24 protein-coding genes are annotated in these 24,484 nt (G+C 49.2%); 6 read left to right on the forward strand and 18 right to left on the reverse strand.

The window, feature by feature from the left end; genetic code table 11:
• Nucleotides 1-74 precede the first annotated feature (74 nt).
• Together RQP52_RS14965 and RQP52_RS14970 are read right to left on the reverse strand one after the other, a co-directional pair.
• A complete protein-coding gene (locus RQP52_RS14965) occupies nt 75-1,484 on the reverse strand; it encodes a HEAT repeat domain-containing protein (protein ID WP_315952517.1) in 1,410 nt (469 codons plus the stop codon).
• Between the two features lie 118 nt (nt 1,485-1,602).
• Nucleotides 1,603-2,835, reverse strand: coding sequence for an HAD-IA family hydrolase (locus RQP52_RS14970; RefSeq protein ID WP_315952519.1), 1,233 nt, complete (start codon nt 2,833-2,835; stop codon nt 1,603-1,605).
• A gap of 195 nt (nt 2,836-3,030) precedes the next feature.
• Here RQP52_RS14970 and RQP52_RS14975 point away from each other — a divergent pair, with 195 nt between their 5' ends.
• The gene (locus RQP52_RS14975) at nt 3,031-3,924 is read left to right on the forward strand and encodes a helix-turn-helix transcriptional regulator (protein ID WP_315952521.1); all 894 of its coding nucleotides are present in this window, start codon (nt 3,031-3,033) and stop codon (nt 3,922-3,924) included.
• Between the two features lie 188 nt (nt 3,925-4,112).
• On the opposite strand, the gene trhA is transcribed toward RQP52_RS14975, so the two are convergent.
• From trhA to RQP52_RS14990, 3 genes are all read right to left on the reverse strand, one after another.
• Nucleotides 4,113-4,757 carry a PAQR family membrane homeostasis protein TrhA gene (gene trhA / locus RQP52_RS14980; RefSeq protein ID WP_315952522.1) on the reverse strand — a complete coding sequence of 215 codons (645 nt, stop codon included), beginning with the start codon at nt 4,755-4,757 and terminating at the stop codon, nt 4,113-4,115.
• Between the two features lie 112 nt (nt 4,758-4,869).
• Nucleotides 4,870-5,502: a glycerol-3-phosphate acyltransferase gene (locus tag RQP52_RS14985; RefSeq protein WP_315952524.1), complete on the reverse strand. Its 633-nt coding sequence runs from the start codon at nt 5,500-5,502 to the stop codon at nt 4,870-4,872.
• Nucleotides 5,499-6,593, reverse strand: a complete 1,095-nt coding sequence (locus tag RQP52_RS14990; RefSeq protein ID WP_315952526.1) for a glycosyltransferase — start codon at nt 6,591-6,593, stop codon at nt 5,499-5,501. The genes RQP52_RS14985 and RQP52_RS14990 overlap by 4 nt, the downstream gene beginning before the upstream one ends.
• A gap of 208 nt (nt 6,594-6,801) precedes the next feature.
• Between RQP52_RS14990 and RQP52_RS14995 the strand changes: the two genes are divergently transcribed.
• The 5 genes from RQP52_RS14995 (at nt 6,802) to RQP52_RS15015 (ending at nt 9,935) form a co-directional block, all read left to right on the forward strand.
• A complete protein-coding gene (locus tag RQP52_RS14995) occupies nt 6,802-7,368 on the forward strand; it encodes an S-Ena type endospore appendage (protein WP_315952527.1) in 567 nt (188 codons plus the stop codon).
• A 132-nt stretch (nt 7,369-7,500) separates the two neighbouring features.
• On the forward strand, nt 7,501-7,833 hold the full coding sequence (locus tag RQP52_RS15000) for an S-Ena type endospore appendage (protein WP_315952529.1): 333 nt from the start codon (nt 7,501-7,503) through the stop codon (nt 7,831-7,833).
• A 160-nt stretch (nt 7,834-7,993) separates the two neighbouring features.
• On the forward strand, nt 7,994-8,170 hold the full coding sequence (locus tag RQP52_RS15005) for a hypothetical protein (protein WP_164819425.1): 177 nt from the start codon (nt 7,994-7,996) through the stop codon (nt 8,168-8,170).
• Nucleotides 8,171-8,211: 41 nt separating this feature from the next.
• A complete protein-coding gene (locus RQP52_RS15010) occupies nt 8,212-8,970 on the forward strand; it encodes a hypothetical protein (protein ID WP_315952531.1) in 759 nt (252 codons plus the stop codon).
• Between the two features lie 89 nt (nt 8,971-9,059).
• A complete protein-coding gene (locus RQP52_RS15015; protein WP_315952532.1) occupies nt 9,060-9,935 on the forward strand; it encodes an AraC family transcriptional regulator in 876 nt (291 codons plus the stop codon).
• Nucleotides 9,936-9,956: 21 nt separating this feature from the next.
• Here the strand turns inward: RQP52_RS15015 and RQP52_RS15020 are convergent, their stop codons facing one another.
• The 13 genes from RQP52_RS15020 to fdhA form a co-directional block, all read right to left on the reverse strand.
• The gene (locus RQP52_RS15020; RefSeq protein WP_315952533.1) at nt 9,957-11,108 is read right to left on the reverse strand and encodes a Gfo/Idh/MocA family protein; all 1,152 of its coding nucleotides are present in this window, start codon (nt 11,106-11,108) and stop codon (nt 9,957-9,959) included.
• Nucleotides 11,109-11,479: 371 nt separating this feature from the next.
• Nucleotides 11,480-11,623, reverse strand: coding sequence for a hypothetical protein (locus RQP52_RS15025; RefSeq protein WP_315952536.1), 144 nt, complete (start codon nt 11,621-11,623; stop codon nt 11,480-11,482).
• 61 nt (nt 11,624-11,684) lie between these two features.
• Complete coding sequence (locus tag RQP52_RS15030; protein WP_315952538.1) at nt 11,685-12,680, reverse strand: formylglycine-generating enzyme family protein; 996 nt, start codon at nt 12,678-12,680, stop codon at nt 11,685-11,687.
• Nucleotides 12,681-12,796: 116 nt separating this feature from the next.
• Nucleotides 12,797-13,807, reverse strand: coding sequence for a LacI family DNA-binding transcriptional regulator (locus tag RQP52_RS15035; protein ID WP_315952774.1), 1,011 nt, complete (start codon nt 13,805-13,807; stop codon nt 12,797-12,799).
• A gap of 83 nt (nt 13,808-13,890) precedes the next feature.
• Nucleotides 13,891-14,709: a 5-deoxy-glucuronate isomerase gene (gene iolB / locus RQP52_RS15040; protein ID WP_315952540.1), complete on the reverse strand. Its 819-nt coding sequence runs from the start codon at nt 14,707-14,709 to the stop codon at nt 13,891-13,893.
• 22 nt (nt 14,710-14,731) lie between these two features.
• Nucleotides 14,732-15,775 (reverse strand): inositol 2-dehydrogenase, encoded by a 1,044-nt coding sequence (gene iolG / locus RQP52_RS15045; protein WP_315952541.1) that lies wholly within the window; start codon nt 15,773-15,775, stop codon nt 14,732-14,734.
• A complete protein-coding gene (gene fba / locus RQP52_RS15050) occupies nt 15,772-16,650 on the reverse strand; it encodes a class II fructose-1,6-bisphosphate aldolase (RefSeq protein WP_315952542.1) in 879 nt (292 codons plus the stop codon). The genes iolG and fba overlap by 4 nt, the downstream gene beginning before the upstream one ends.
• Nucleotides 16,651-16,693: 43 nt before the next feature.
• Nucleotides 16,694-18,139, reverse strand: coding sequence for a CoA-acylating methylmalonate-semialdehyde dehydrogenase (locus RQP52_RS15055; RefSeq protein ID WP_315952544.1), 1,446 nt, complete (start codon nt 18,137-18,139; stop codon nt 16,694-16,696).
• Between the two features lie 42 nt (nt 18,140-18,181).
• Nucleotides 18,182-19,192, reverse strand: a complete 1,011-nt coding sequence (gene iolC / locus RQP52_RS15060) for a 5-dehydro-2-deoxygluconokinase (RefSeq protein ID WP_315952545.1) — start codon at nt 19,190-19,192, stop codon at nt 18,182-18,184.
• Nucleotides 19,193-19,199: 7 nt separating this feature from the next.
• Nucleotides 19,200-20,108: a myo-inosose-2 dehydratase gene (gene iolE / locus RQP52_RS15065; protein ID WP_315952546.1), complete on the reverse strand. Its 909-nt coding sequence runs from the start codon at nt 20,106-20,108 to the stop codon at nt 19,200-19,202.
• A gap of 18 nt (nt 20,109-20,126) precedes the next feature.
• Nucleotides 20,127-21,992, reverse strand: a complete 1,866-nt coding sequence (gene iolD / locus RQP52_RS15070; protein WP_315952548.1) for a 3D-(3,5/4)-trihydroxycyclohexane-1,2-dione acylhydrolase (decyclizing) — start codon at nt 21,990-21,992, stop codon at nt 20,127-20,129.
• 128 nt (nt 21,993-22,120) lie between these two features.
• Entirely contained in the window at nt 22,121-23,017 is an 897-nt protein-coding gene (locus RQP52_RS15075; protein ID WP_315952550.1) for a TolB family protein, read from the reverse strand.
• A gap of 139 nt (nt 23,018-23,156) precedes the next feature.
• Nucleotides 23,157-24,371, reverse strand: a complete 1,215-nt coding sequence (gene fdhA, locus RQP52_RS15080; RefSeq protein ID WP_315952552.1) for a formaldehyde dehydrogenase, glutathione-independent — start codon at nt 24,369-24,371, stop codon at nt 23,157-23,159.
• Nucleotides 24,372-24,484: the final 113 nt, after the last annotated feature.

The following is a 24,484-nucleotide window of genomic DNA, read 5'->3' on the forward strand; positions in this document are numbered from 1 at the left end:
GCCTCCAAACCATGAAACATGGCTGAGAGACGGCCTCTTTTGTATATCAGCGTGCCTATGCAATTTCTTGCAGCTTACGGATAGAAGGCATTTGCCTTTGTCGTCGTGGAGCACCAGCGGTTGTTCAACAGGAAACGGATCAGCGAGTTTTTCGCCCGATCTGTGCCGATGTAATTCAACGTTTCTGCGGCATGCGCACGAACGTATCGGTTCTCGTCATCCAACGCGATTTCCAATTGCGGAACAGCCGATTCTGCGGAAGCGCCCAAGCGGGATAACGATAGACTGGACATGAAGCGCACTTGTGCGTTCTGATCTTGAAGACCGCGAGTTAAGCTGGCAACGACGTCCTCAACAGGCGAGTTCATGAAACCAAGTGCATCCACAACAGCGCTGCGTATTTTATCCTCCGGGTGATCAAGCAGCTCGGTAAGAGCTGGAACCGCTTTGGCTGCTAGCCCGCTCAATTCTCCCAGAGCAAAAACCGCATGCGTTACTGTATTTACATTCTCATGGTTCAGCGCAGCAATCAACCCGTCAACCGCCTCGCTTCCAGCAACAGCCAATCCATACGCGGAGATTCGCGATACATGAACATCATCGCTGCGGAGTCCGTCCAGCAGAGCATTCACGCCAGCCTGGCCTCTACGTGCAAGATCATAAGAGGCATTGATGGCGATCGTTTCCTCACCGCTCAATTTCCCCGCCAGTTCCTGAACTTCCTGCGGATCGGATGAAGCCGTTCCCGCCAAGGAGCAGAGTTCACCGGATAACCAGTTCCACGTCTCTTCCCACATCAAGTCATGCGCAGCAAGCGGTGCTAGCAAGTTCGCCGGTTTCTTCCATTCGCGTTCTTGATTATTCCAGCTTGGCTGTTTAGGCAGTTCAGTACGCATGAACTCAAACTTCAGCATATAACGCGGTTTTCCAAGAATGTTCGGAGTGGAACGATGCCAGATATCATAATGGATCAACGCGAAAGTGCCTGCCTCGCCGCTTGCCAAAACTTCAGCCGGATGCTCATTCGCTTCAAAAGCCCGCTTCTGGTGATTTTGCGTGCCTGGCATAATGCCTGTCGGCCCCAAATCTACCGGTGTATCTTGCGGGAAATACATAATCATTGCCCAATTCGGGTGATGATTGCGCACGCGGTCATAGCCCCAATAGCTGTCTTTATGCCAGCCGCCTGCAGTAGGCAGGGCATTGAAATGCCCATGTCTGTGTGCATGCATCATATAATTTGGACCTAACACGCTTGTTAGTGCTCCAGTAACAACGGGATGGTCAAATACTTTTTGCAGCTCTCGGATACGCGGCAGCAAGTTATTTCCAGGATTCCCCTCTTCTGCATACACCGTATTTAATTGCTCAAGCAGATTGTCATGAAACGCATGGGAAAAATCCGTTTTAAGAATTAGACACCCATTCGTAATAAATTCTCTCATTTGCTCATCCGTCAATAGTAAAGGTTGTTTCTCCTGCATTGTTCCTGCCTCCTTGGCGTGTTTTGAATGCTGTAACCTTACCCTTATTATAGAAAAGTCAAATGAGATACTTAATAGACATTCTTAATCAGAGCTAGCACAAAACTAAGATAACCTCCTAAAACACCTCCAGATCGAATTCATCCAGCGAGGCAACTCTCAGATCATGTGCGATAAACTCCAAGTTCCGCGTAACCTCATTCGGCACGATCACGCATCGGATACCAGCTGCCTTGGCAGCCTTCAACCCATTAGGTGAATCTTCAAAAACGAGAGCCTCCCCGGCTGCTACGCCAAGCTTGTCCAGTGTTAATGTATAAAGCTCTGGATCAGGCTTCACCCTCTTGACATCATCAGCTGTATGAATCACATCAAAATATGAGAATATACCTTGTTGCTTCAAGTATTTGTGAACCCACTCACGTGTTGAACTGGATGCTAACCCAATTCGTAGACCTCTCGATTTGGCTGCTTTCAGTACATTAAGCACACCGGGAAGCAGCTGAGCTTCTCCTAAATAAACGGCATACTTTTCGTGAGACAACTGTTTGATATATCCATGATCCAAGGGTTTTTGGATGGAGCTTTCCAGATAAACATAAGGATTAAACTCATCAAAAGAAGTGCCTACATTTTTACACCAAAGCTCAAGTGAAAGTTCGATTCCGTGTTCCTGATATATGTCTTTAAAAGCGTAGTACCAAGGAGTTTCTGTATCCATAATCAATCCGTCAAAATCAAAGATAATGGCTTTAAGGCCAAATCGGCTCTGAGGTTTGGTCTCAGTAACCATTAAGTTCATAAAGTGCGTAGTGCTCCCTGTTCCTTGTGGGGATTGAGCGACAAGCCCAGCCTTACATTCACTTGGAGTACGCATCCCGAAATAACGAACTAACGTCCATTCTTCACCATCCTGTGAGTAAAAAAAGGATACGCAATCGTCGACTTTACGGATTCTCAGATACGGGTTAGCCACATGAACGATTTCTGAATTACAGTCATCGGAGACACCATCTTTTGTCACGACAGAAACAATCGTTGGCACTTTACCGTTATATTCAAAACACAATTTACACCAATTGTTTTCGTCTACTAGAAGCATTAAGCATCCCGAATCATATTTATTTTTCATTTCAACGGTAAGCTGCGTTGTCATTTCAAAAGATTGCTGCACAAACGTGTACAAAAAAGGAGCCGACGCACAAATATGCTTTCCAGCAGGATCGCAAAAATAATCGGCGCCTGGAGGAGCAGTAACGATCATTCCCCCGTCTTCTGTCAATCTCCACTGTTCTGGCTTATTCATCCAGGAAAGTTCCAGCTGGTTTTCAACATGCAATAGATTGGTCATATTTACCTCCCAAAGTACCTTTATGAGTATTTATTCTCTTTGATAGGCCCAAAACCTTTCTACTATTGAAAACCACACCAATCTTGCTCTAAAATGAAGGCACAATGTCATCACAATCGGTAATCTTTTCAATAAATCTATCTGATCTTGCTAAACAAGCATTATTACTCTGACAACTAGAAAGCGAGGCTGCGCATGACTTACCCCCAAGATTTAAGGGAGAAAACACCTCTCTGGGACAGCAACTATCCGATTCGGTTTTACCGTAATCGATCTAGGATGGCCAAAAAAGACGACAATATTTTATATCTCCATTGGCATGAGCACTTCGAGATTATTGATATGCAAGCTGGTAAAGCACAGTTTCATATCGATAGCCGCCCTTACGAGGCGAGCGCCGGGGACCTGCTATTCGTCCCTGCCGGGGCGCTGCATGTCGGCTATAATGCATCCGACGAAGACGTGGAATTCGTAGCCGTTGTCTTCAACGCCTCCCTCCTTCGAATGTTGCACCCCGATCCTGTCTATGAGCGTTACATGCTGCCTTTCTTGGACGGACGCGCGCAACTGCCCGTTAAGATTAGCGCAAGCGACGAACAAGGAGCCCCATTTCGGCGGCTCATTCGTGAATCTACCCATGAGTTTGAGCACCCGGCTGCTGCCTACGAGCTGATCATCAAACATAACTTTCATCTTCTGTTCGCCTTGCTCTCCAGACAATTTCTGCCTGACAAGTTCGTGGATAAACCCGCTCCCCTGAGGCATTCTGAATCATTTAAGCCGTTAATTCAGCACATTGAGGCTCATCTTGCGGATCCGCTCTCCGTTGATCAGGCGGCGAAGATGGTCAACCTCAATCCGTACCATTTTTGCAAAACGTTTAAAAAGCTGACCGGACGAACTTTTGTCGATTTTGTCAACTGGCTGCGGATTAACGAAGCAGACCGTTTGCTGCGTGAAACGGAATGGACTGTAACCGAGATTGCCGAAAACATCGGCTGCGGGAACGCGAACTATTTTACAAAACTTTATAAAAAATATAAGAGTTATCCGCCTTCTCAAGTTCGGAGGAGATTGTTGATTACCTGACTAGCCTGCCATTATTTGTAGAAAGGAGGTGAATGTGAGGAAAATGCTCGCCGCACTTTACATTTAGAGCAAGCAGGCGAGCGCATCTGGCGTGAAATCTGTGACATTGAGGAAGGTAAACGAACGTAGGCAGAAATTCTGGGGCATCAGGAATTTAGCATTAAACGGATCGGTTCCCAGCCTGTAAGTTAAAGTACCGCGGGCATCACGTACGCGTAGACAGCAACGAAATGGCAGCTGCTGCCCGCAACAACGAACACATGCCAGACCAGATGATGGTAGCGCAATTTCCGCCATAGAAAAAATAATAATCCGATACTGTACAGAATAACGCCGGTGACGATCCAAGTAATAGCGATTAGAGGAAGCCTTTCCTGCAGCGGTGAAATCAACGAGGCCATGAACCCGGCCAGCAGCAAGTAGAGGAACAGACCCCAAGGGATAAATCGCCGAATGATGAACTTGATGTAGCGCACGCCCCCCAAAGCAAGCACCCAGACCAACATCAGCATAGAGTAGCCTAATGGGCCCTGAAGAGTAATCATCAAGAATGGCGTGTAGGAACCCGCAATGGCGATGAAAATAGCCGCATGATCCAGCATTTCGAAACGCTCCCCCCACTTGCGCGAACGTGAGCAATGCAGGAGTGTGGAGGACAGATATACCATGCAAAAAGATAAGCCGTAAATCGTATTGCTAACTGTATAAGCAAAATCTTCGAACAGGGCGGCTCGCTGAAGGAGCAGCACAAGACCGAAGGCGCTTAGCGCGGCGCCGATTCCGTGACTTAAAGCGTTTAGGCGTTCCTCTTTTAAACGAAAGCTGTCATCCATGCGAAGGGGTCACTCCTTTCTGATTATTTCCTAGTTTTACCCTTCGTCGGGACTAGTATGTAATCAGATCGTAGTGACCCCTTTTTCCTTACGGGCTGCATGCTGCCAGCATTTACTCACCGCCCGGCTTGGGCTGCTTTTTTGCCAAATAAAAGGCAAGCTCCTTTCGATGCTTATACGCAATCAGCACAGAATTCCCCAGCCACACCCACATGATGGATTCCATATAACTGCCTATATACAAATACACACCTAGAAGCAGCATACCTATTACCACTTGTAAGCCATCCGCCGAGGAGGAAGTGGGCTTTCCTCTTGTCGCCAGCTTCGTTACGGCTACGCTTACGGCCAATATAACCGCTAGTGCAAGGGAAGCCTCAAACTTCGTCAGCGCGCTCCAAACACCGAAAGTAACGGCAATCGCTTTGCCTCCTTTCCCTTTCAGAAATGGCGAAAAGGCATGCCCTACAATCGGTGCCAGCGCGACAGGAATCAAGGCATAACCTTGAACACGCGTATTGTCCAAACTAAATCCTAAGAGCCAAACCAGCACCAGGTACCCTTTTAAAAAGTCGAGAATAATGCCCGCAAGCCCGATCCGATACCCCGCTGCTCTCCACAAGTTCAATGCCCCTGGGTTTCCATCTCCAATGTGATCTAGATGGTGTCTGGCCAGTAGTCCAAGCCAATAAGAAAACATCAGAGCGCCTGATAAAAAAGCGCAAGCTATCCATACGATGGTCATAGCTCCCGCCTGCTTCCTACTTTGACATTCCTTCCTTTCCATGCTACATGGCCCAGAAACACCACTTGATAAACGGAATACAGCATGACAACAACCATAAATATTGTGGAAAAGATATGCAAAATGGGCATGATGACACCAAACTTCCCCACATACCTGACAAAATAAAACAGCTGCATCATGTAGATCAAATAGCCCATAAATAAAGGAAGCCACCAGGACGTATTCAAAAATAAAAAGAACGTTTCCGAGGCAACGAGACCGAGTACCCACAGGGCAATAAGCGCGATCGTTCCGCCTTTCAGTTTGGATGTTCCGAGGGCGGCCCCTTTACCAAAGCCTTGAATGCGACTTTTCATCCCCTGCGCATACATACGGAAGGAAACAAGACCGTAACCAATGAAATTCGTCACTCGGATACCGGCTTTGCGAAAGGCGGCTCCGAGGTTCAGGTCGTCCAACATCTCCGCTTTGACGCTTTCGTGACCTTTAATCGCTTCGTAATCTGCTCTTGTTGTTAAAATACAGGAACCGTAAAGCCCCTTATTAGGACTGTCTTTCTCTATTGGTGATGTGAAAGCGAACACCCCTAAGAAGTTAAAAATGAGAGCTAACCTTTCACCGAAACTCACCGTGTAGTGAAATGGCACAACCGAGATGACCCCTCCGGCTTGCTGTCTAGCCATGATTAACATTTCTAGTGCGCGTGGCACCAATCGAATGTCGGCGTCAAGAAAGACGATCATATCCCCGGTGGCCTGTAAATAGCCGTTCCATACGGCCCAATTTTTGCCCGTCCACCCCTCCGGAAGGCTGGGATTGGAGATAACGGTAACTCCGTAGCTCTCCGCAATCTCCCTGGTGTCATCCTCCGAGAAATCATCTACGACGATAATTTCGAAGGGTTCCAGGGTTTGTATTTTGAGCGCGTGAAGCAGATGAGGTAAATTGCACGCTTCATTTCTGGCTGGAATGATGACGGACAGCTTCACTTTATCTGCGCCTGGGACATAACCTGGCCGAATCACATTTTTTCTGAACAGTATAAAACCGCAGAGACACCCGACTACGCAAATAACCGCAATCAACATCCTGGAAACCCCCTCAATCCTATTCCCCGCAGCCGCTTGCTGAATAACTCCCTGGCCCATCACTGGCGTTCGAGCTTGTATTGATGTATATGAACTTTGGCGCGATTTTAAGCCAGTGCAAAAGGCATTGGAAACAAACATGGATGTATTCATTAGTCAAGTCGTCCAACCATCTCCGGGGCTTCATCCATAGATTGGTGTATAGGAGGTGGTTTCTTTGCCATGCCATAAAAGACGTGTTAGAAAATCATGCAAAATTTGCAGAACAAAAAAATTCATCTGTAGAAAGAGGAAAGCATCTCCACTTCGAAAACGACTCGTAACGGATGAAATCTGCGGCAGTATTTCACAAGAAAGCAATGGCGAAAGTGTGGAATACTGGCGGACGGCCAATACGGGGCGCAATCTTCCCTTTGGAACGATTACGGTACGGAACCAGAGTCCGCATTGTACGTTGACGGTTAAAGCTGATACAACAGGGGATGGGATTTCCGATATCACCTTGTTTACACTAACGGAACTTAATCAAACGAAATCCATTACATTGGGAGCTGTCGCAAGCCTAGAAATAAGCTCCTCAAGTTCTGCAGAGATTAAAAGCGTAGGCCAGTACTCCATCACCGCACATTATTTTTTCACGATAAAAAAACGTAAGCATCCTAAGAAAAAAATAACTGTCGTTAAGCTGCGACCGCAAATCCTAAGTGACATCCCTCGCAAAGACGAGATCTGCCTAGTAAAAGAAGAGATGGAGCAAATCACTTGCAAATCATAGAGTTGGTAGGTTTTTGAACATATTTCTAAATATAGACGAGCTGCTATGTTAGTATCTATACCAACTACAATCAGGACGCATTAATAGTAAGGTAAAGATTTTTCAAAACTCAGATCCGTAGGAGATGATTGTATGCCTTGTCTATGCAACAACAGAAATCCTTATAATGACGATATTTGCGGTACGTTTATGATAACGGCCGGCATGTCATTAACCGTGTACGCAATTAATACTTCAGCTCCTGCCATCCCGCCATTGCCAATTAGCGGTTCTGTTAGTGTAAAAGCATCCGGTGGAGGAAACGTAGATGTGACGATTCGCAACTCAATCGGAGCTTCTATCGATACTTTTACAGTGCCGGTAGGCAGTACATTTACAAGAACTTACGGTGATATCGGGTTTGTAGCGCTACTTAACAATTCTTCTTCAGCATCAGGGGAATATGGTCTGTCCCTTCACTACTAACATTGCTAGACTCCACTTCTCTGCGTATAAAATGCGACAAAAAAACAAGCTGCCTAATGGCGGCTTGTTTTTCATGTCATCCTAAAAAAGCCACCTCATGCGAAGTTTTCAGCGATTGTGTTATAATGATCCATATCAACTTATTTGGAGGCATTTTGACATGAAAATTTACGTCATCCTCTCTTTCGACGGCGAAGAAATGGAAAATGTTTATGTAGGCACAGACGAGGAGAAAGCGCTGTCGTTCACGCCCGCTGATTTCGATAACAGCGAAGCCCTGTTTGTGGAAATTTGGGAAGACGGCGAGAAAACGGATGACTTCCGATTAGAACAATAAAAGAACCTTCTACCATAAATACATAGAAAGGCGGCACGAACATGGTACATGCATTCACCATTCAGCCCGAAACCTACACAACCTTCGAGGATGAAACCGAACAATTGGAGCAGTGTAAAGAATGGGGCTTACTTTCTGAGAAAGCGGCCAAAACGAAAACCTTTTACTACAAAAACAACGGCATGAACTTGTCTTGCGATATCGTCGGCTTGGTAGATAAAATGACCGCTGTCATCGAATTCGACAATAAGCAGCTGCACTGCATTCACCCCTCTTATCTGAAGGAGATGCAGGCGGCCAATTATAGCCAAAGACTGACGGCTGCCACAGACGAGACTACTGGAACTGACGCGGCAGAGTCTGAAACCGTAGCTCCCGCTGCTGTAGAATCCATCGCAGACGACTCCGCTCCAGCCGAGCAAGAAGCTGAACAAGCGAAAGCTCCGAAAACAAAACAGCCGAAAGAAAAAGCAGCAAAAAAAGAAAAGGCCCCGAAGCTGGAGCTGCCTGAAGATAAAGTTAAAATGATCGCTACGGTGCAGGAATTTACGACCGTCCCTAACAATTTCTCCGATAATGATGATGAAGTTATCATTTATGAGGCTGTTTCCATCACGGAACCTGCCATGGAGATCGGCACAGCCTGGTCCAGTCACAGCAACACGCTCAAAAAGTTGGAACTCGAAGTCGGAGATACCGTCACCTTTGAGTGCAAAATCGTAGCTAAGAAGCTTAGCAAGCATCCTGTACCTTACAAAATCAACAACCCTGCCAAAATGCAAAAGGTAACGGCGGAATAAGAAGACCAAAAAAGCTTAATCCATCCGCTTTGGCAAGCTGGGATTAAGCTCTTTTAACGCTGCCGCGGCAGCAGAGGGACGTGCTTCAGATGACGTATATTCAGAATCTTAGCTTCAGCGAGAGTCCGCTTTACTTTGCGTACCGCCGTCAAACGATCGGCAACGAACAGTTTCATGGCACCTTTCATGCACATCAAGGCGTAGAAATTTTGTTTGTACACGAAGGAAAGGGTACGCTGATTGTCGATCAACAAAGCTATGAGGTTACCGCCGGCATGCTTTGTGTTTTCCAACCCTATCAGCTGCACCATATCCAAGTAAGTCCCGACACGCCTTTCATCCGCTCAATTGTACACTTCGAGCCCTATCTCTATGAATCTTATTTTGAGAGATGGCCGAAGCTGCTGACATTTTTCAAGCAAATGCACACGAGCAAGCTGCCTGCGCCATGCATCTACAATATCAGCGAGCCGGAGCCGCTGCTTTCCCTTTTTCCAAGCCTGGAAGAGAAAATACCGACATTAGCGAAGAAAGACGAGCTGGAGGAATTTTCGTTATTCCTCGTTGCTTTTTTCCGAGCTTTACGGCAAATATGGGAACGAAGCGATGTGCAGTTCGACTCCGGCCACACACGCCATAAGCATCAGGCTGAGCGTATTCTGGGCTGGCTCGAAGGGCACTACACGGAACCGCTTCGACTTGAGCACATGGCTAGCGAGCTTCACCTGTCCCCTTACCATCTCTCTCATTTGTTCAAAGAGTGTACAGGCAGCAGCATTTCCGATTATGTGACCGCACGTAGAATGCAGCAAGCTGTCATGCTGTTAACTTCAACCGAGCAGTCGATCGCACAAATCGCCGAAAACATCGGGATTACGAACAGTTCCTACTTCTGTAAAATGTTTAAAAGCCGTATGGGCAGCACGCCCCATCAATTCCGCCTGCAATGGCAGAAGCAGCGCTGATAGCCTCGGTAAGCGGCATCCTTATTTGTAGCTGCTTCCTGTCGAGATGGTGGTCGTTGCAAAATTCTCGATCGACTTCTTTTTTTCATAGAAATGGATTGCATTCGCCTGAACACCTTCACGGGTATAGAAAGCATCCTCAGGGCCGATCGGGAATTTCACCAATTGTCCAGTGCTTGCCGATTTATAAATAGCTGTAATTAATTCGAGTGTTTGTCTGCCGCTCACCCCATCGATTAAGAGAGGCGCACCTGTCTCAATGGCGGTAAGCACATTATCGATTTGGCCCGCATGGCCTTCATGCACAACGTCCGGCAGGGCATCATAGAGAGCCTGCAGCTGTGACTCCAATGCTGGGTTCGGCTCAGGGAAGCCGTTCGCTTTTGAGTTCGATGCTTTCACTTTCCAAGGTGTGGAGACGCGCGCTTTAGCGCCTTGGAAAATCAACTGCTGCTCCTCTCCGTGATGAACCACAGAGGAGGTTAGTTGACCAAGCGATCCGTTAGCGTAACGCAGCATACCGATCGACAGATCTTCCACTTCGGCATTATCATGCGCAACATTGCTCATGAATGCCTGTACTTCACTCGGGCTGCCCATCATCCACAGCAGCGCATCAATATGATGCACGGCGTGGTTCAGTGTCGGGCCGCCGCCTTCTTTTTCCCATGTGCCGCGCCACCAGAGATCATAATACGAATGACCGCGCCACCAGAACGAATCGACCTGCACGTGCAAAATATTCCCCATAAGTCCGCTTTCCAGGACAGACTTCATTTTCATCATCGGCGTTTTGAAACGATTTTGAGCCACAACGGACAACAGCTTGCCTGTGCGCTGCGACACTTCATTCATCGTATCGCACTCTTCAAGCGAAGACGCCATCGGCTTTTCCACCATGACATGTGTGTTAGCCTCCATAAATTCGACAGCCAATGAAGCATGGGTATACGGTGGTGTACAAATGGAAACGAGGTCAATTTCCCCCGTGAGCAGTTCTTTATAATCCTTGACAGCCTTGGCATTCAGCCCATGTTGGTCAATTCGTTCCTGCGCCTTGTCCACGTAGATATCACTAATCGCCACAATTTGGCAGCGCTCCGGAAATTTCAAATAGGCTTCGATATGTGCGTTCGATATGGCCCCTGCACCAATAATAGCTACTTTGAGCATGCTTATTTCCTCCTTCAGCTTATTGGTTCAAGCTTACCAATATTCTCCTTCGAAATGTGCACACATCTTGTGCAAAAATACGACTATTTTGCGGTTGAATAACAGTCAACAGCCTTCTGATTTAATATAAAATGGAAAAACTACCGTTATTCTACGCTACCCAGTGGTGTGGAAGGTAATAACAGTGGAAGCTCCAGCTAAATCGTCGATGATTGCCCGAAAACTGATACACTCGTGAAATTAGCGGCAGAATTTCCAGTTATTAGGTTTTGTTCACATGAAATAACTGGAGTAATCGGCGCTAATAACTAACCACAAGCAAATCAAAAAAAGGCCGCCTTGTAGGCGACCTTTCATGTGACTATTCCCATTCAATGCTTCAGCTTTCTTCTAGCTTCCAATTCCTTTTTCAGTGCATGCTCAACCGATTCAGCGAGTAGATCAAATTTCTCTGCAACCGAATAACCGAGCACCACTCCGCAGTGCGAACACTTCTGCAATTGTAGATCAGTCATTTTGAAACAATGTCTACACTTGATCACAGTAAGCCGAACCTCCTATCGTGAACCATCGTCTCTATTCAACATCGGAAGCGCAGCGGAATCCAATATTTCCTGTGGAGCTATCCGGTGTGTTCTTGCTTCTCGCAGCTACCCGATACCGGTTGCAATACGATTTGTGGCACAAATAGGAGCCTCCACGCATCACACGGGCTTGACCGGACGGAGGTCCTGCAGGATTCACTCGTTTGGCTTTCACATGATAGTCCGGGCTGAACCAGTCCGAACACCACTCCCAAACGTTGCCCGAAACATTATACAATCCGTAGCCATTAGGCTCGAATGCTCGTACCGGCGCGGTACCTGCATAGCCGTCGCTAGCGTTATTCTTAATTGGGAATTTCCCCTGCCAAATGTTGCATCTATGCTGGCCGCCCGGCTTCAGTTCATCCCCCCAGGGGTAGCGCTTTTGCACCAAACCGCCTCTTGCGGCATACTCCCATTCGGCCTCTGTAGGAAGGCGTTTACCCGACCATTTGCAATAAGCTAGCGCATCTTGGTAGGACACGTGGATGACCGGATGATCCCATCGATCTTCCACATTGGAGTCCGGTCCTTCCGGATGCTGCCAGTCGGCTCCCTCGACAACCCACCACCATGGTGTTTGCTGCACGGCGGATTTCACCTTTTGAGCTGTGGCTTCAGATACAAACAGATGAAAAACAAACGACCATCCGAACGATTCCGCTTCGGTGCGATACCCCGTTTGATCAATAAATTGTTTGAATTCCGCATTGGTTACCGTACATGGATCTATGTAAAAAGGCTTGATGGTCACCTCTCGTACCGGTCCTTCACCATCGGCTGGGAAACCCTCTTGGTCGTCCGTCCCCATCAGGAACGTGCCCCCCTCCAAATAGATCATGCCCGACTTGTCCGAAACTTGACGATCGTTAGATTCAACCGCCTGAGCTTGAGCCTGAGACTGAGACTGAACAGGTGTCGGAGCGTCGGAGTGAACTTGTGTAGCTGAATCTCGACTTGCTGAACAACAGGACTTATTAGCTTCCAAAAAAATCTCCCCCCCATTTTATAATGAATGCCAAAACAACGTTATAAGACAAGAATATCACCTTCCAAGTAAACAAGAAAGGACCATTCGACAATCGTCGACTGGTCCCTGCTTGTTTACTCGCTTACCGCTCCGGTAGACTTGCGTACAACGAGCTCCGGTTTAAGCACTTGCTCTGGCTTGGCGTCCCCCTTGTTCGCGAGCTGCGCGATCACAAGATCAACAGCCAGCTTCCCCATCGCCTCTATCGGCTGGGCGATCGTGGTCAAAGGCGGGTCTGTGACCGAGGCCAAAATCGTATCGTCGAAGCCGACGATCGACACGTCCTCCGGTACGCGCAAACCCAAAGCCTTGGCCGCTTGCAGCGCGCCAATGGCGAGCAGATCGTTACAGCAAAAGAGCGCCGAAGGACGCCCCTCCTGCTGCAGCAGCTCCATCGTTTGGCGCTTGCCGTCGCGAAGCAGATCGTAACCGCCGGACTTCACCGAAGCATCCGGCAATTCGAGCCCCGCGCCCGCCAGTGCTTCACGGAACCCGCGAATGCGCTCCCGGGAGGAACTGACCTTCAGATGCTCGGCCAACACAGCAATCCGGGTATGCCCGAGCTCAAGCAAATGCTGCGCTGCTAATTTGCCTCCTTCGAAGTCGCCTACATGTACGGTTTGTACATAGGGACTTGCCATCTCCCTGGCTATGGAAACAATGGGAATCGACTTATCGACCAAGGGCGATAAAAGTTCCAAATTGTCCATTCCGGTACCGATGATCATGCCGTCCACGCTTTTTTGCTGCAACAGCGTTAAATACCGTTCAATTCGCTCGTCTTCGTTATGCGTTGAACAAATGACAATGCTATAGCCAAGCTTATGTCCTTGATCTTCAACCGCATGCGCGATTTCAGCAAAAAAAGGATTTGAAATATCGGGGACCAGCAGCCCGAGGGTGAATGTCTTTTTGCCTGTCAAAGCTGCGGCAATAACGCTTGGACGATAATTTAACCGTTCCATAACGAGAAAAATTTCGTTGCGGCGCTCCTCGCTGATTTTACCTTTTCCGTTGATAACCTGCGAAACGGCCGCTATCGATACTCCGGCTTCACGGGCTACATCATATATGGTTGCCTTCATTTGCTTCTCCCATCGTTGTTTCTTCCACATTAGTCTCTATTATGCTCAGAAGGCATCCAAGTTGCAACCCGCTCGTACAGCCGCTATTCGCGAGGTTTGGTCATGAGCCAAGCATGATCGGGATCATTATGGAACTTCCACGTCCGCGTTGGCCCCGCCATTACGTTCAAGTAATACACTTCGTACCCAGGCGGCGCACACACGGGATGATATCCTTTCGGCACCAACACCGTTTGACCGTCACGAACAACAAGCGTCTCATCCAAGGAGCGGTCATCCGTATAGACGCGTTGAATGGCGAAACCCTGCTCAGGCTGAACATGGAAGTAATAAGTCTCCTCCAGCAAGGACTCATCGGGCAGCGAATCCCGGTCATGTTTATGAGGCGGGTAGCTGGACCAATGTCCATCCGGGGTAAAAACCTCCACCACGAGTAGGCTGTCTGCCGACTCTTGTTCAGGGAGGATATTATGAATCCGACGCTCGATATTGCCATATCCGCGAGCCTCGATGCCAACCTGCGCCGGTTCAATCAATCGGGCCGGGTAACGGCCAAAGCCGGGAGCAGCGCATACCGCCAACTCCACGTCCGTAAGGGCCTTAACTTCGTAAACATCTTCATTCGGCACATACACCGAATAAGGAGCGATTTTCTCAAAGACGCTCATCCGCTCCCCAATTCCTTGCCACGATTGGAGCTTGGTGGAAACGTCCGCTTTCCCACTTAAAAGGACCAGACAGATTTCATTGCTGCCTGTTTCACGACGCAGAACCTGGCCTTCCGCTAGCTTGACGACTTGGAACCCTACATACTCCCACCCTGCAGACTCGGGAGTGACGGTAAGGACGACACCCTCTTTATCTGCCTCATAGGCTTTAACGATCAGATTGGAATCCGACATGTGATCCTGCCTCCCTACTGCATTATTGAGCTACTGACTGCTGCGACAACAGCTCGCTGATTTCACTGATTTTAACCGGACGCTGCAGCTCTCGAGAGAACTTCGCAGCCAAGGCGATACGTTCTGCTTGTAGCCCGTCAAAGCCTTCAACCGGGAGGGGATGACCGTTCACTAAGCTATCAATAAACATTTGTGTCTCAAGGATATATGCTTCATTGTAGCGTTCCAAGAAGAAATGCAGCGGTTTATCCCGCATAATGCCTTCGGCTGTGGAAATTTCCGCCGTATTCGGATGGTCATTTGTCACAGCGACACTGCCTTTGGAGCCGAAAACCTCTACTCGCTGATCGTAACCGTAGACAGCCTGGCGGCTGTTATCGATGACGCCCAGCGCACCGTTTGCGAAGCGAAGCGTCACAATAGCCGTATCCACATCGCCATGTTCAGCGAAAACCGGATTGATCAGCACATTCCCCTGTGCATACACTTCTTCCACTTCGCTGCCGGTTACGAATCGAGCCATATCGAAGTCGTGGATCATCATATCCATGAAAATGCCGCCAGAAACTTTGATGTAATCTGGATGCGGAGGATTCGGGTCGCGTGACGTAATTTTCACGATGTGAGGATCTCCAATTGTCCCATTTTGTACATGGTCACGCACACGTTTAAAGTTATGATCAAACCGGCGGTTGAATCCGATTTGCAGCTGGACGCCGGATTGACGCACCACTTCCAGCGCTTCTTCGGTTTGCGTAATGTCCATGGAAACCGGCTTCTCGCAGAAAATGTGTTTGCCGGCTTTCGCCGCCTGCTTAATCAAAGGTACGTGCGTATCCGTCGACGAGCAAATAAACACAGCGTCAATGTCGGGATTGGCAATTAGCACCTGGCTGTCCTGTACGACTTGATCGATGCCTCTTTCCGCAGCCCAAGCTGTAAGTTCCTCTCCGGCAAATAAATCACTCACCGCAACAACTTCTACCTGCGGCAATTTCAACAGATTATCGGTATGAATTTTTCCGATTCTTCCCGCTCCAATTATGCCAACTCTGATCTTCTTCATTGTGCATGTCCTCCCGCTTTTCCATCGCTGCCAAACAAGCGAATTTTCGCCTTAACCGAAGCCTTGATCGCTTCCCGCGCAGGGATCAAATAATTGCGCGGATCGTATGCTTCGGGATGCTCTTGTAGATAGCTACGAATCGCTGCTGTACAGGCCGATTGGTTATCTGTATTGACATTAATTTTACAAGTCCCCAAAGCAATCGCTTGCCGAATTTCGCTCTCCGGCAGGCCGCTGCCGCCGTGCAGAACAAGCGGCAGACCCGTCAATCGCTGAATTTCGCCCATGCGGTCGAAGCCCAATTTCGGCTGACCCCGGTAGGGTCCATGTACGGAACCTAGCGCAGGCGCCAGGCAGTCGATCCCGGTCTCATACACCAGCTTGACGCAATCCTCCGGCACGGCATACATCCCCTCAGCTTCGTCCACCACCAAGTCGTCCTCGCGTCCCGTGATTCTTCCAAGCTCTGCCTCAACGGTAGCCCCAAGAACATGAGCCATTTGAGTGACCCGCTGCGTTACCTCAATGTTCGCCTCCAATGTGTGGTGCGAGGCATCGATCATCACAGAGGTAAAGCCGGCATGAATGGCCCGTACACACACCTCATACGTTGTGCCGTGATCCAAGTGGAGGGCAACAGGTACCGTAATTCCGTAATGCTCCATGAGCGCATTGACCATTCCTACAATGCATGGAAGCCCGCCCATATAAGGAATATAAGGCTCGCTGACACCGAGAATGACTGGTGCCTTCTCTTCCTGGGCTGCTTGCAGAATTGCCTGAGTAAATTCCAAGTTGTTCAAATTAAACTGTCCAACGGCATACTGCTCTTCAAGCGCCTTATGCAGCATGTCTTTCATCGAAACCAGCGCCATACCTTCCACTCCTTCTCTCTCTCCATCACGTTTTTTACTTACATTACCAGCGAGCGGTCACCATTTTCTTCCGAGTATAAAATTCAACGCCATCCGTGCCGTTCGCATGCAGATCCCCGTAGAAAGATTTCTTCCATCCCGAGAAAGGGAAGAACGCCATTGGTGCGGGTACGCCAAGGTTGACACCGAGCATGCCGGCATCAATCGTATCCCGGAATTGTCTTACAGCGCTTCCGCTATCCGTGAAGATACAAGCGCCATTCGCAAAATCCGAACGATTTGCCAAATCGATAGCTTCTTCTAGGGAATCTACCCGCACAATAGAAAGCACAGGGGCAAAAATTTCGTCTTTCCAAATTTTCATATCACACTGCACGTTGTCAAAAATCGTTGGCCCAACGAAATAGCCTTCACCGCCCGCTGCCGCATCTTTACGTCCATCGCGCAGGAGTAAAGCTCCCTCTTGCTCTCCAGTCTGAATATATTGCAGCGTACGATCCTTATGCGGTCCACGAATGACAGGACCAAGGAAGATGCCTTCTTCGTTGCCGTTGCCGATCGTAATTTTATCCGCAGCTTCCACAAGCTTCTCTACGAGCTTATCGCCTACATCTCCCACAGCGACTACCACTGAGCATGCCATACAACGCTCGCCTGCAGAACCAAAGGAAGCATTGATAATTTCTTTAACCGTTAGGTCCAGGTTCGCATCCGGCAGAACGATGGAATGGTTTTTGGCACCAGCCAGCGCCTGTACCCGTTTCCCGTGTGCGGAAGCTGTTTTATACACATATTCTGCAACAGGCTGTGACCCTACAAAAGAAACCGCCTTAATGTCCTTATGCTCCAAAATGCCGTTCACCACGTCATGCGCACCATGAACGATGTTCAGTACACCTTCCGGCAAGCCGGCTTCCATAAATAGCTCCGCCAAACGATTAGCCAGCAGAGGCGTCCGCTCGGACGGCTTCAAAACAAACGTATTGCCGCAAGCAATCGCCAGCGGGAACATCCAGCACGGCACCATCATCGGGAAGTTGAAAGGCGTGATACCGCCAACAACGCCAACCGGATAACGATACATACCGGACTCCAGCCCCGTTGCGATATCCGGAAGCTGTTTACCCATCATTAGATTCGGTGCTCCTGCAGCGAACTCGACGCACTCGATCCCGCGCAGCACTTCACCGTAAGCTTCCGTGTAGCTTTTGCCGTTTTCTTTGGTTACGAGGCGCGCCAGTTCTTCCCAATGATCGACTAGGAGCTGCTGGTACTTGAACAGCACGCGAGCTCTGCGCGGAACTGGTGTCGCGCTCCAGGTTTTAAAAGCAGCGTTTGCCGCTTGAACCGCTTGATCCACATCCTCTTTAGTTGAAAACGGCACATAAGCAATGATTTCTTCGGTTGCCGGATTCATCACGGCTTCGTTCTGTGTGGCAGTTGATGCTACCCATGCTCCGCCAATCAAGTTTTTCAATACTTGTGTCATTGTGGTTTCCCCTTTCAAAGTTGCCTGGTTTCTAAATCTCGCCTATGAGGCAGTAATTTCATTGCGATTGCAGCGCTCAATATAATCTTCTACTTGGTTAACGGTCGGCATGGCATCCGAGCAGCTATGGCTGGAAATAACGATACATGCGGCAGCGCTTCCGAATTCCATGCTCTTCTCAAGCGTCCAGCCTTGCATAACGCCGTACAGGAATCCTGCAGCATAGGAATCTCCCGCCCCGAAGGTTTTGACGACTTTGGCTGGGAAGCTCTTCGCCCGGTGCCCCTCGTCATCCTGTGTATAAGCGATAGAGCCTTCTTTCCCATGCTTGATGATGACGATTTTCGCTGAATGGTTAAACCACTTGGAAGCCGTAACTTTATCGTCGGAGGACTCGTTGCTTTCGAAACATTCCATCATATCGAACTCTTCACGCGTTCCGAGGATGATGTCGCATTTTTCAGCGGCAAGATTGTAATAAACCGCTGTTTCTTCCGGTGATGTCCATGTATAAGGGCGATAATCCAAATCGAAGACGATAACTGCGCCGTGCTTTTTGGCATAATTCAAAGCTTGGAATACAGCTTCCCGCGATGGGCTTTTGGCAAGCGCCGTCCCGGAAATAAGCAGCACCTTAGCCTGGGCGATCAGCTCCTCTTGCACCTCGTTAGGCGTCAATTTCAGGTCGGCTGCGTTGTCTCGGTACATCAGAATGCTGCAATCGGTAGGACTTTTAATCTCCGTAAAAGCAAGCCCCGTCACGGCTCCGGTTGTATCCGTTACAACACCGGCGGTGTCAATCTTGTTGCGCTGCAGATAGTCGGTAATAAAACGGCCCATTTGATCGTTAGCCACTTTCCCGATGAAAGCCGTATTCAGACCTAAACGCGACATTCCAATCGTGATATTCGCAGGCGATCCGCCGACATATTTCGTAAACGTCATCGTTTCTTCCATGGGGCGATGAATTTCATTCGCATTCAAATCGATGCACAAGCGTCCAATAGCTACAAAATCAAGCGGCTTATTCGTTGGAAAAGATACATAGGTCATGGCTTCTCTACCTGCTTTCTTGGGATATGAGCGTTTGGATAAAATCAAGCGATTTCTTCGCGTATTCGTATGCTGGATGTTCAGCGGGATCTTGCTCGCCTTCCAGCATTGCCCAACCGCTGTAGTTACGCTCTAGCAGCTCCCGGAAAATTGGAGCAAAATCCAGGCATCCATCACCCGGTACCGTGAACACGCCTTGGCGAATGCAAGTCACGAAATCCGCGTTCGCTGCGCGTGCTTGGTCGAGTATTTCTTGCCGAATGTCCTTTAAATGAATATATGCGATACGATCGTAATGCTTACGTAAAACCGCAAGCGGGTCTGCGCCGCCATAATAGGCGTGGCCTGTATCAAACAATAGATACACAAGATTAGGATCGGTTAATTCCATTAGGCGATCGATTTCTTCCGGCTGTTCTACAGCCGTTCCGCCGTGATGATGATACGTTAGTTTGAGGCCATACTCCTGAGCGATGGCTCCGGCTGCATTCAGACCTTCTGCCAGCGATCGCCAGGCTGCTTCATCGAAACGCAGCACTTCCTTCTCGTTAGGCGTACGCCGCGGATCAAAGTGCAGGGAACCTCCCACTTCGCACGTGGAGATGACGGTGCTTCCCATCTCATGAAGAAACTCTACATGTTTGCGGTACGCTTCAAGTTCCGCTTCGCGGTAAGCCGGGTCGGAAAAAAGCACCGATTTCCACTGAGATGTTAGCTCAATACCGTGCTTCGCAAGCTCAGCCTTTAGAACGGTAGGATCTGTCGGATATTTCCGTCCCATCTCGGTTCCCGTCAACCCTAAAGCCTGAATATCGTCAACAATTTGCTCAAATGTGGTGTCAGCGCCGTGTTCCCTTACATCCTCGCCAACCCAATTAATTGGATGTATGCCAAGTTTAAAAGGCAGTTTACCCATGCAGCGTATCCCCTCTCGTTAAATGATCGTGACCGCCTGAATGCGGGCTTTCATGTTTTCGTGCGCTTCAACAACCTTGCTTGAGACGGAAACCTCGGGTACGCCTACATTCCACCAGGATTCATACCCATCGGTATTCGTGCCTGGAACGACAGAGATTTCAATGAGTGTAGTTACACTCTCCTGTTTGGCCATCTGCAGCGCAGTCTGAAGCTCCTCAGCCGTATTTGCCTTATAAGCTTTAGCCCCCAAACTGCGAGCATGCGCGGCAAAATCAATAGGCATATAGGCACCCGTCAAACCGCCTGTCGCTTCCGTGCGGTAGCGGAATTCATTACCGAAACCATCACTGCCTTGGCTTCTTTGGAGGTTATGAATGCATTGGAAGCCATGGTTGTCAAATAGCAGCACCGTTATTTTGCGGCCTTCTTGCAGGCTGGTGACCATCTCGGAATGCATCATCAGGTAACTGCCGTCGCCTACCATGGCGTATACGTCGCGTTCAGGTTCTGCCAGGGCAGCCCCGAAGGCTCCGGCAATTTCGTACCCCATACAGGAGAAGCCATACTCCATGTGATAGGTTTTGGGTTCGACCGGCCGCCATAATCGATGCAGATCACCCGGCAGGCTGCCGGCCGCACACACGATCACCGAGGAAGGGTCAATCGCGGCGTTAATGACACCCAATGCACGAGTTTGTGCTAGTCCAGCCTCATGCTCGGCCGCGTACAAGCGGTCCACTTCAGCGGTCCATTGCTGTCTAAGGCCGTCAATTTCCCCGCTTTCGTATGCAGTTCTATAGGCGGTCTGTGTAAGCGCTTCCTGCAAGGCAATAAGACCTTCTCGCGCATCGGCGGTAATCCCCACGCCATTTAACTTCGCCGCATCAAATCCGCTGACATTAATGTTGACGAACTGCACGTCAGGATGGGTAAAAGCCGACTTCGACGATGTTGTAAAATCAGAATATCTCGTTCCGACGCCGATAATGACGTCCGCCTCTTGCGCAAGCCGGTTGGCTGCCAGCGACCCTGTGACGCCGATTGCGCCGACCTGCAGCGGGTGGTTCCAAGGCAGGGCGCTTTTGCCGGCTTGCGTCTCGGCCACGGGAATGCCGAAAGCTTCGGCGAAAGCAGCAAGCTCCTGCGAAGCGGAAGCATACAACACGCCGCCGCCGGCGATGATGAGCGGCTTGCGCTTGCCTTTCACCAGCTCCGCTGCACGTTTGATCGCGCCCTCTGCGGCTGGCCGACGATCGATATAATGGACTTTCTTATCAAAGAAAGCTAAAGGATAATCATACGCCTCCGCCTGTACATCCTGTGGCAGAGCCAAAGTTACTGCTCCTGTCTCGGCCGGATCCGTCAATACACGGATAGCCTGAACGGCAGCTGTCATCAGTTGTTCCGGTCTGACGATCCGGTCCCAATATTTGCTTACCGTTTTAAAAGCATCCGTAGCCGATATCGTGTAATCCTGAATAGATTCCAATTGCTGCAGCACGGGGTCCGGCTGTCTGGAGGCAAAATTGTCTCCCGGCAGCAGCAGTACCGGAATGCGGTTAACCGTCGCTGTTGCTGCGGCTGTGACCATATTTAATGCACCCGGGCCAATCGAGCTGGTGCAGGCATAGATTTGCTGCCGATTCCGCTGTTTGGCGAAAGCGATTGCAGAATGCACCATGCCTTGTTCATTTTTACCTTGCCGATAAGTAAGACTGCCCGCGCTTCGTTCCAACGCTTCACCGATGCCCGTCACGTTGCCATGTCCAAATATACCGAAAACACCTTCAACAAACTTCTGCTCTCTACCATCAACCGATATGTACTGACTGTCCAAGAATCGAAGCAAAGCCTGTGCCATCGTTAAACGGATTGTGCTCATGGGTATCTCGATCTCCTTTGCTATCCCGAGGGATTAAGCGCTTAATCTCTCCTGTTTTAAGCACTTAATCTCCATCGAGGTTAAGCGCTTAATTTGATATTACTACAGGATTTCAAATGCTTCAACATTTATTTTCCAGCATCGGGTGAAATCAATGCGTAGCTGACGAACGCCAGCCTGCTGCTATCTGGAGACCATGAGTTGACATTAATTGTGCCTTGGCCGCCAAATAGTTGAACCAGTGTTCTAGCTTCGCCGCCACCGCTTGGCATCAAGCGTATTTCCACCTGCTTGTTCGGGGGATGGTCCCCGGGTTCAACATCGCCTTTTTTATACGCGATATACGCAACAAGCTCACCGTCAGGAGACACATGCGGGAACCAGTTGTTACTTTCATCAAACGTCATCTGCGTCTGCTCGCTGCCATCTACGTTCATGCGCCATACTTGCATCAGACCCGAACGAACGGAATTAAACCATATATGCTTTCCGTCGGGTGAATATTCTGGGCCGTCATTCAGACCAGGACTATCCGTTAGCTGTTTCTCCACACCACCGGCAGCAGGGATTGTATAAATGTCATATTGTCCGTTTCGTTCTGCACAGTAAGCTAGTTCACTGCCGTCTGGTGACCACCCGTGCAAATAACTCGGCGCCATGGGGGTAACGAGAACCGGATGCCCTTCCTCCAGTGGTACGATGTAAATGCGAGACTGACCGTCTTCCTGTGTATGATGACTTACGGCAATTTGCGTTTGGTCGGGCGATAGCACGTGATCGTTATTACAATGATCAATGAATCCCGAATCGATTAGCGTGCTTTCACTTTCCAAGATATCAAAAGAATAAAGACGGCCCAGACTATTATAAATGAGCCGGTTACCGTCACTCGTCCAATTCGGAGCTTCGATCAGGTAATCATAATAAGCCAGCTGAGTTCGCTCACCCGTATGAATATCGACGACTTCAAGGATGCTTCTCACGTTGCGGCCTTTATTCGTCAGCGGTTCTTTTAATGTATTCATTTGCTTACCTCCGTAGTCTATAGGATGCAATTTCATCTGTTAAATACTTCGATGTTGGCATGTTTAAACCTGCCTGCCTTTCCGAAGCACAAAAAGACACCCCCAGTCCAACGACTGAGGATGTCATCAACAAAACCTTCTATCTCACAAGCCCATGCGGATCGATCACGAATTTTCGAGAGACACCGCGATCAAATTCCTGGTAAGCGTTAGGCGCTTCCTCTAAGGAGATTTTCGTCGCGTTCACCGCTTTCGCGATTTGCGCTCTGCCGCTAAGAATTGCCATCATCAAGTCACGATGGTATTTCATGACCGGCGTTTGGCCCGTGACAAACGTATGGGATTTGGCCCAGCCGAGCCCGAACCGGATTTTCAGTGTGCCGATTTTGGAGTCCTCATCCACAGCGCCAGGATCGCCTGTCACGTACAACCCCGGAATACCCAGACTGCCGCCCGCACGCGTAACCTCCATGATGGAATTAAGCACAGTCGCCGGTGCCTCACCCTGCGCCTTGCCATGTCCATGAGCTTCGAAGCCGACGCAGTCAATCGCGCAATCCACTTCCGGCGTGCCCAAGATTTGCTCGATCTGCTCGGCCAAATTGGCATGCTCACGCAAATTGACGGTCTCGCAGCCGAAGCTTTTCGCTTGAGCCAGCCGCTCTGCGTTCAAATCGCCGACGATAACGACCGCTGCGCCCAGCAGTTGTGCGGAATGTGCTGCCGCCAAACCGACTGGCCCCGCACCGGCAACGTATACGGTCGAGCCAGGACGAACACCGGCGCTAACTGCACCATGGTAGCCCGTTGGGAAAATATCGGATAACATCGTTAGATCAAGAATTTTTTCCATCGCTTGCGCTTTGTCAGGAAATTTCAGCAATTGAAAATCAGCGTAGGGTACCATGACGTATTCGGACTGCCCTCCTACCCAACCGCCCATATCCACATAGCCATAAGCAGAGCCTGGACGATCCGGATTCACATTCAGACATACATTCGTATGGCGCTCTTTGCAATTACGGCAGCGTCCGCAGGCGATATTGAACGGAACGGAGACCAGATCCCCCTTTTGGATAAACTCCACATCCCGACCAACCTCAATGACTTCGCCTGTGATTTCATGTCCCAAAATAAGACCCGACGGCGCCGTCGTTCTGCCCCTGACCATGTGCTGGTCGCTGCCGCAAATGTTCGTCGTGACAACTTTCAGAATGACGCCATGTTCACATTTACGTCCCACATTTAGCGGATTCACGCCTGGACCATCACGTAAAATAAGATCCGGATAAGCTGTATCCCGGATTTCTACACTGCCTGGTTTGTTATAAACGACTGCTCTGTTTCCTGTCATCTTCGTATTCCTCCCAAAATTGAAATGTCACTTTCGTCGTTCGAACATCCGTGGAACATTCATCATTTTTTGCATAGGGGAAACGCTTTCACAAACATATAAATAGGCAGACC

The organism is Paenibacillus violae (assembly GCF_032461945.1).
GTDB lineage: Bacteria > Bacillota > Bacilli > Paenibacillales > NBRC-103111 > Paenibacillus_E > Paenibacillus_E violae.